Below are 7,974 nucleotides of genomic sequence, written 5' to 3' on the forward strand. Positions count from 1 at the left end.
GTTCGGGATAGCGGTTGCTATCAGCAAACCAGCGAGAGCGGTGCTCTTGGGTAATTCCTAAACGGAAACCGATCGGGTGTATCTTTTGTCCCATGAATCTATCCTTACGATCGCGGGGTTATTCCTCAAGTTCTGGGGCCACGGTCACGGTAATGTGACAAGTGGGCTTACGAATCATATATGCTCGACCTTGAGCGCGGGGTCGGTAGCGCTTCAAACTCGGTCCTCCATCAGCGTAGGCCTGGGAGACGACCAGTTCGGTGGGATCGAGTCCTAAATTATGCTCGGCATTGGCCACGGCCGATCGCAGAACTTTGAGAACGGGATCGCAGGCGCGATAGGGCATAAATTCTAAAATAATTAGCGCTTCTCGATAGGAACGCCCCCGGATTTGGTCGAGAACTCGACGGACTTTATGGGGAGACATTCGGATATAGCGAGCGATCGCTTTTGCCTGGGAAGTGGTATCAACAGCCATAAATCGGCTTCTCCTTATCGTGTTCTTTTATCTCCATAATCGAAAGACTATCGCCGCATTTTTTTATCGCTTTTGGAATGTCCCCGAAACGTTCGGGTGGGGGCGAATTCCCCAAGTTTGTGACCGACCATTTGCTCGTTGACGTAAACGGGAACGTGAGCGCGACCGTTATGAACGGCAATGGTATGCCCGACCATTTGAGGGACGATGGTGGATGCGCGAGACCAGGTTTTGATCACTTGCTTTTCCTGACGGGCATTCAGTCGCTCGATCTTGGTCATCAAGCTATCGGCAATAAACGGACCTTTTTTTAGCGATCGACTCATAATATTTCAACGGCTACGTAGGGGGATGAGACCTGGATGGTTAACTATCGCGACCGCCGCGACCGCGCTTGGAAGATTTGCGACGACGACGCACGATGAATTTATTACTGGCTTTGTTCTTTTTGCGCGTTTTGGCACCGAGGGCGGGTTTCCCCCAGGGGGTCATCGGACCGCTGCGACCGATGGGTGCACGACCTTCACCACCACCATGGGGGTGATCGACGGGGTTCATGACGCTGCCTCGAACTTGAGGGCGACGACCCAGCCAACGGGTACGTCCGGCTTTCCCCAAGGAGATGTTGCGCGCGTCTACGTTCCCCACTTGTCCGATGGTGGCGTAAGACTCTCGGCGAATCATGCGCACTTCTCCAGAGGGAAGCTTGAGGGTGACGAAGTTTCCTTCTTTGGCGACCACTTGAGCGCTAGCACCTGCGGCGCGGACGATTTGACCGCCCCGACCGGGGGTTAACTCAACATTATGCACGGCCGTACCTAGGGGAATACTGCCTAACGGTAGGGCATTTCCCACTTCGATCGGGGCTTCGGGGCCGGCGATAATTTCCGTGCCGACGGCTAATCCTTTGGGATGCAAGATATACCGCTTTTCTCCATCTTGATAGTAGAGAAGGGCAATTCTGGCGTTACGGTTGGGATCGTATTCGATCTCCGCAACTTTTGCCGGAATATTGAGCTTGTTGCGGTGAAAGTCGATAACGCGATAGAGACGCTTGTGACCGCCACCGCGATGGCGGCAGGTAATCACGCCTCGGTTGTTACGACCCTTGGGGCGGTGATTGTTCCGGGTGAGAGACTTTTCCGGCTCGTTGCGGGTGATTTCGGCGAAATCGGAAACGCTATGTTCTCGAGTGCTGGGGGTGTAAGGTCGGTATTTACGAATACCCATGTTTTTCTTCCTTTGTCTTTTGTCCGGTGTCCTCTGTCTGGTGAATGACAAAAGACGGGTGAGTCGCTACGGGTAGGGGTTAGACGTCGGGGAACAAAGCGATCGAATCGTCGGGGGCGAGTTTGACGAACGCTCTTTTGTACTGAGGCTTGTAGCCGGTGAAACGACCGACGCGCCGCTTTTTACGCGGTTGGATTAGGGTGTTGACTTTAAGAACTTTTACATCGAAAAGGGCTTCGATGGCAGCTTTGATTTCCGGCTTGGTGGCTTTGCGATCGACCTCAAAAGTATACTGATTGTTTTCCATCAGTAATGTTGCTTTCTCCGTTACGATCGGCCGGCGGATCAGATCGGCAAGCTTGCGGGGATCGAGTTGTTTAGTCACTGTAGACCTCCTGAACTTTTTCGATGGCCGAGGCGGCGATCGCAATTCGATCGGCGTGGAGTACGTCGTATACGTTTAAATTTGTCGCTAGAATTAGCTTGACTCTTTCTAAATTTCGAGCCGATCGAAAAAGATTGTCATCTTTTTCGGCCGCGATTAATAAGACTTTGGCACCGGGTTCTATTCCCCACCGCTCGATGGCGCTCACTAATTCTTTTGTTTTCGGTCGCGCTAGGCGCTCGCTAAAATTTTCAATGACGACGATATCTTCGGCGCGGCTCTGAAAAGCCGTTCTAATTGCCAGTCGCCGCTCTTTGCGATTCATCTTGATATTGAAATCTCTCGGCTTGGGACCGAAGATGACTCCACCGCCTCTCCACAAAGGCGAACGATTAGATCCGGCTCTAGCGCGACCGGTTCCTTTTTGCCGCCAGGGTTTGCGTCCGCCCCCTCGCACTTCGGCACGGGTCTTGGTCGAAGCCGTTCCCTGACGGGCGTTGGTCATTTGCCGTCTCAATGCCCTGTGGACGATATGCGCGGCGTTTTCTTCTCGGGCGACTTGGAGTTCGAGGGGGGCTTGCCCTACCTCTTCTCCGTCCCAGTTCCGAATTACACAGTTAACCATGTTTGCTGTCCTTTGTCTTGATGCGCGCTTTTACAAACTCTCGATTTTAGCCATCGAGAGCTTCGAGCGATTCTTTGGCTATTTCCCGACAATGTTGGCCGGGGCAATACTGAGCAATGCACCGGGCTTTCCGGGAACCGAGCCTTTAATCAGGACTAGATTTTTCTCGGCATCCACTCGCACGACACTCAGCTTGCGAATCGTAACTCGCGATCCCCCCAAACGACCGGCCATCCGCTTACCGGGATAGACTCGTCCGGGAGTCGTTCCCGCGCCGGTGGAACCGGGTGCGCGATGGTTCTTAGAACCGTGGGACATCGGACCTCGTTTGAAGTTATGCCGTTTTTGATATCCGGCAAAGCCTTTCCCGATACTGGTTCCGCATACGTCAACAATTTGACCGGCGCTCAAGACGTCGGCGCTAATCGATTGACCGGGTTGGTAGTCGGCAGAATCTTCCGCGCGATATTCGCGCAAGTGGCGCAAGGAACTCGCTTCGGATTTAGCTAGATGACCGAGCTTAGGTCGATTTAGCGTCTTGGGTTTAACCTCTTTGTAGCCCACCTGAATGGCATTGTAGCCATCGGTCTGCTTGGTTTTGACTTGGGTGACCTGGCATGGTCCGGCTTGGATGACGGTGACGGGAATTGCTTTACCCGTTTCATCGAAGATCTGGGTCATCCCCAACTTAGTGCCGAGAATTCCAACTGACACGGTAACTTGTTTCTCCTTGTCATTGATTGACTCGCAACTTAGCCTTAGATGAATCGTTAGACTCATCTAACACGAAGAACGCATTTCAAAATTCCCAAATATTCGATTGAAAGCAAGCGCTTTTTGGGCGCGGGATTCGCACGGATTGATGGGTCGAGGGTGTGAGTTAAGCTAAAAGCGTACTGCCGGGATTTGCCCCAACGGGCTAGGACTTAAGCAGAGATCTACTCAGTATCCTCAAGGTAAGCATGACAACCGCGCTCGGTTTTTACGCGCGGGTTCGATTTCCTTGCTGGTGTCTGTAGATCTTCAGAGTTTACGTGAAGAGCGCTACAGGAGATTCGCCGGCTTTGCCACGATCGTACTTTTTCGATAGAGCCAGGAGTTTAGTCCCGCGCTTTTATCTAGCGGTGAGTACGGGGCAAATTTTGAGCTTTTGGACTAGCTTTTTAAGCCACAATTTCACATCTTACACAACTAAGAGACCTGTGTCTAGTACTTCGCCACATTGATGTTGAGGGGACACTACCCCTACTCGTCGCGCACGAGTGTGGTGGAGTAATAGTCCGCGATCGGGCAAATTAAAAATTAAATTAAAATCGATCGATTAATTGTGTCGGGTCGATCTTCAATCCGGCTCGAACTTCACCCTCACGCGATCGCCTATACTCTATTAAGGATTGTTGCAACTCGGTTGGGGCAGATGCCTGAAATGACTGATTGCAGTAGAAGTCTTGAAACACTGGGTCAAATTCTATGATACCGCTCGTCTTTGGGAAAAAATTTATCAAAGATATGGACAAGTCCGGCGCGCTAGGACTGCACGTCCCGGCCGAAGGCGGATTTGAAGGTCGCTACCAACGACGGTTGCGCGCGGCAGGTTATACCAGCATCACTCTCTCGGCGCGAGGATTGGGCGACTTAGCAGCTTACTTGCGCGGAATTCACGGTGTTCGTCCCCCCCACCTGGGTAAGAAGGATTACGGTGACGGTGCGGTGGGTCCGGTGTATTACCTACCGCCGATTATCAGTTCGCAGCTCGATCGACTGCCGGCCAAATCAAAAGGTTTGCTAGTGTGGATTATCGATGGGAAAGTACTCTCCTCCCAAGAAATCGAGTATCTGACGGTGCTACCGAGTTTAGAGCCTCGCGTTAAAGTGGCCGTGGAATTGGGAAGCGATCGCGTTTTTCGGTGGACGCCACTGAAGGATGCGCTAGTTCCAGCCTGAATTGTCTCAGAGGAGAACCAGAGAATCATTATTCACCATTGACTCTCCTCTGAATTCTTGGCAGCCCAATTCCAAAATCGAACCTCAGCCCTGGGCGTTATATTAGTAGATGTAGGCATTCGAGATCGCCCCTGATGGAATCGATTGACGACTTGCTCGCTCAGGTCAAAGCAGAGTACGGAGATCGCGCCGAAGAGCGCGATCGAACCGTCAAGCAACAACAGCGCCAGCAGTCTCCTCCTTCCACTCCCGCGCCACCTTCACCTCATCCTTCTGCAGCGAATGTCGATCGTTCGATCGCCGAACTTCGAGGCGAATATCAGCAGCGAGATCGCCTCGAAGCTCAAAAGCAGCAAGAAAGAGAAGCACAAGTGCGCCGCCAACAAGAGCAACAGCGGCAGCAGCAGCGTCAAGCTTTGCGTCAAGTTGCCCAAACCTGGCTGAAAAACCTCGATCGCTATTCGGGGGAAGGGTTGTGGTTTACTGAATTTGCCCAGGGATATCCTTCCCAACTCGAAGCTGCGATCGATTATCTAGAAGCCCTCAAATAAGAGCGATCGTTACCCCTCCCGAATCCCAAGACAACTGCTAAAATCTGAAGGCATGAGTCTTCTGTGGTGGTTATGCTCGAAAATCGCGACTATACCTTAATTATTGATAAAAGCGGTAGTATGTCTACCCAAGACCAAGCGGAACGAAAAAGCCGCTGGGAAGCCGTTCAAGAGTCTACTTTCGCTCTGGCGAAAAAATGCGAAGAGTTCGATCCCGACGGGATTACAGTCTATGTTTTTTCCAGTCGATTTAGGCGCTACGATAACGTAACCGCTGATAAAGTGACCGAAATTTTCCAAGAAAACGAGCCGGTGGGACGAACAGATCTGTTCAGCGTCCTCAAGGATGCTCTGGATAATTATTTCGGGCGCAAATCGAGGGGAGAAGCGAAGGAAAACGGGGAAATCTTCTTAGTGATTACCGATGGCGAACCCAACGATCGCAAAGGGGTAATGAAATTGTTGATCGAGGCTTCGCGCCAGATCGATAAAGATGAAGAGCTGGGAATTTCGTTCGTACAAGTGGGTAACGACCCCAAGGTGACAGAGTTTCTCAAAGCCCTCGACGATCGTCTAGAAGGGGCGGGAGCAAAGTTCGATATCGTCGATACCGTACCGCTCGATCGCATGAAGGGCGCGACCTTATCGGAAGTTCTCCTCAATGCTATTTTAGATTAGTTGCTAGGGTGAGGCAATCTAGAAAAACAATTTAGCAACGTTCTAGAAAGGGTCGATTTGCCGATGGCTAACGTGTTAGTCTTCAAGCAAATCGACCCTTTTTTAAGATTCTCTACATTTCAACTTCATTAACGTATTTTCAAGGTCTGATATCAAAGAATAGAATTTGTCACTTTACGCATACTAAGCTTACAACGGAGATAGGAGAGCCTTTCGACCTCTCGCCCTACTTTACCCTCCTGTTTCCAAAATGAGCTTCACCCGCGCTGATTCGACTCCGACTTCAAACCATTGCGATCGCAAACATTTGCTCGGTCGAATTGCAGAACTTGCGTTACGCTCGCCCGAGCCCGAATTGCAAGATATTCTGACGGTGACGGTGACGGAAGTCCGTTTGTTTCTGGGAACCGATCGGGTCAAAATTTACAAATTTCATTCCGATGGTAGCGGTCAGACAATTGCTGAATCCGTAGATGAAACTCGACTCCCTTCGCTGCTGGGACTAAGCTTTCCGGCCGATGATATCCCCGAGTTCGCCCGCGAGTTGTTTGTCAAGGCGCGAATGCGATCGATCGTGAATGTCGATACGCAACAAATCGGTCAAAGCCTCCAACTCGATTCGGAGTTAGAACAAGGTGAGTTCGACCCGGTTGGCTATCGTTCCGTCGATCCCTGTCATCTCGAATACCTAACGGCAATGGGAGTCCAATCGTCGCTAGTTATCCCAATTTTACAAGCCGATCGACTCTGGGGATTACTCGTCTCCCACCACAGCGAGTCCCGTACTATTTCCGAAGAAGAACTCAAAGACGTGCAGATGGTTGTCGAGCAACTGGCGGTGGCTATTGCTCAGGCGAATCTCCTTACCGTTGCCCGCCAACGAGGACAGCGAGAAGCTATTGTTAATCGGATCGGTAACTTTTTACATACGATCGCCGCAATCGATTTACAAACGGCTTTAGAAGAAACAGTCAAAGCCTTTCGAGGATCGGGCGGTCGGCTTTACTTCCGAAAGGAGGTCATTGACGATCTCAATGGAATCGATAGCACTCAGCCTCAGCCCCAGGATCATTTGACACACATCGATGCGACCCAACTATTGACCTGTGGTAGCAATCCAGTCATGTCGGAACGAGCTATGTATTCCATCCTGGAACAGTACAGCGCTTGGGGGAAATATTTCGATCGGGAAGAACGCTCGGTTTGGGCGATAAGAGACTTGTATCGAACGCCGGAGTTACGAAACTTGCAAGTGGCTTTTCAACCCACGCAAATTCGGGGCATTTTGATGGTTCCCCTGTGCTATGGCGAACAAACCCTCGGGTATCTGAGCGTATTTCGAGATGCGATCGAAACCGAGAAGTTATGGGCGGGAGAATTCGATCCCGATCGGCGGCAGGAATACCCGCGACAGTCGTTTGAAGTGTGGAAGCAATCCCTAGGCCATCGAGCACCGGTATGGACCTATGACGATCTCGAACTGGCGCCAACGTTGGCGAAGCACTTTGCGACGGCGATCGTGCAGGATGCGATGCACCGACAGGTGAAAACCCTCAATACCAGCTTAGAACGGCAAGTCCAAGAGCGAACGGCGAAGTTGCAGCAGGCAACAGAACAGCAGCAAGTCTTATACGAGGTGGTGACTAAAATTCGGCAGTCTCTAGATGTGGAAACTGTCTTTAAGACAACAACCGATGAAGTCTGCCGATTGCTCCAAGCCGATCGGGTCGTTATCTACCGCTTCAACCCCGACTGGAGCGGCGAATTTGTGGCCGAGTCGGTTGTTCCTGGCTGGAACTGTCTGATGAAAGAACAGCATCAGCAACCTCAATTGAGTGAAAATGTCAACGAATGCTCGGTGAAAGACTTGCTCGAAGTCCAGAAGATCGACGACAGCTATCTACAAGAAACCCAAGGAGGTGCGTTTGCCAGAGGTCAGACCTATCGGGTTTGCGAAGATATCTATGAGGCGGGCTTTAGCGACTGTTACCTCAAGGTTCTCGAAATCTGTCAGGCGAGAGCCTATGCGATCGTGGCGATCTATGTGGGATCGCAACTGTGGGGTTTGCTTGCCGTCTATCAG

The 7,974-nt window shown here is 51.3% G+C and carries 10 protein-coding genes and 1 pseudogene; 4 read left to right on the forward strand and 7 right to left on the reverse strand.

The features are described from left to right. The 7 genes and pseudogenes from IQ235_RS12580 to rplC form a co-directional block, all read right to left on the reverse strand. A pseudogene (locus IQ235_RS12580) lies at positions 1-94 on the reverse strand (30S ribosomal protein S3); the annotation flags it as partial. 24 nt (positions 95-118) lie between these two features. Then, positions 119-478 (reverse strand): 50S ribosomal protein L22, encoded by a 360-nt coding sequence (gene rplV, locus IQ235_RS12585; RefSeq protein WP_264321802.1) that lies wholly within the window; start codon positions 476-478, stop codon positions 119-121. A gap of 47 nt (positions 479-525) precedes the next feature. After that, positions 526-804 carry a 30S ribosomal protein S19 gene (gene rpsS / locus IQ235_RS12590; RefSeq protein WP_264321803.1) on the reverse strand — a complete coding sequence of 93 codons (279 nt, stop codon included), beginning with the start codon at positions 802-804 and terminating at the stop codon, positions 526-528. Between the two features lie 40 nt (positions 805-844). Continuing rightward, entirely contained in the window at positions 845-1,708 is an 864-nt protein-coding gene (gene rplB, locus IQ235_RS12595; RefSeq protein ID WP_264321804.1) for a 50S ribosomal protein L2, read from the reverse strand. Positions 1,709-1,787: 79 nt separating this feature from the next. Further along, complete coding sequence (locus tag IQ235_RS12600) at positions 1,788-2,093, reverse strand: 50S ribosomal protein L23 (RefSeq protein ID WP_264321805.1); 306 nt, start codon at positions 2,091-2,093, stop codon at positions 1,788-1,790. Beyond that, on the reverse strand, positions 2,086-2,718 hold the full coding sequence (gene rplD / locus IQ235_RS12605; protein WP_264321806.1) for a 50S ribosomal protein L4: 633 nt from the start codon (positions 2,716-2,718) through the stop codon (positions 2,086-2,088). Before rplD ends, IQ235_RS12600 begins: the two co-directional genes overlap by 8 nt. A gap of 78 nt (positions 2,719-2,796) precedes the next feature. Continuing rightward, complete coding sequence (gene rplC / locus IQ235_RS12610) at positions 2,797-3,432, reverse strand: 50S ribosomal protein L3 (RefSeq protein WP_264321807.1); 636 nt, start codon at positions 3,430-3,432, stop codon at positions 2,797-2,799. A gap of 756 nt (positions 3,433-4,188) precedes the next feature. Between rplC and ndhN the strand changes: the two genes are divergently transcribed. The 4 genes from ndhN to IQ235_RS12630 all read left to right on the forward strand — a co-directional run. Continuing rightward, on the forward strand, positions 4,189-4,662 hold the full coding sequence (gene ndhN / locus IQ235_RS12615) for an NAD(P)H-quinone oxidoreductase subunit N (protein ID WP_319592587.1): 474 nt from the start codon (positions 4,189-4,191) through the stop codon (positions 4,660-4,662). Between the two features lie 134 nt (positions 4,663-4,796). Then, entirely contained in the window at positions 4,797-5,213 is a 417-nt protein-coding gene (locus IQ235_RS12620) for a salt stress protein, Slr1339 family (RefSeq protein WP_264321808.1), read from the forward strand. 72 nt (positions 5,214-5,285) lie between these two features. After that, the gene (locus IQ235_RS12625) at positions 5,286-5,891 is read left to right on the forward strand and encodes a vWA domain-containing protein (RefSeq protein WP_264321809.1); all 606 of its coding nucleotides are present in this window, start codon (positions 5,286-5,288) and stop codon (positions 5,889-5,891) included. Positions 5,892-6,141: 250 nt separating this feature from the next. Continuing rightward, positions 6,142-7,974 (forward strand): GAF domain-containing protein (locus IQ235_RS12630; protein ID WP_264321810.1); only part of this gene is annotated, 1,833 nt, incomplete at its 3' end.

Origin of the sequence: Zarconia navalis LEGE 11467 (assembly GCF_015207075.1) — a bacterium.
GTDB lineage: Bacteria > Cyanobacteriota > Cyanobacteriia > Cyanobacteriales > Geitlerinemataceae > Zarconia > Zarconia navalis.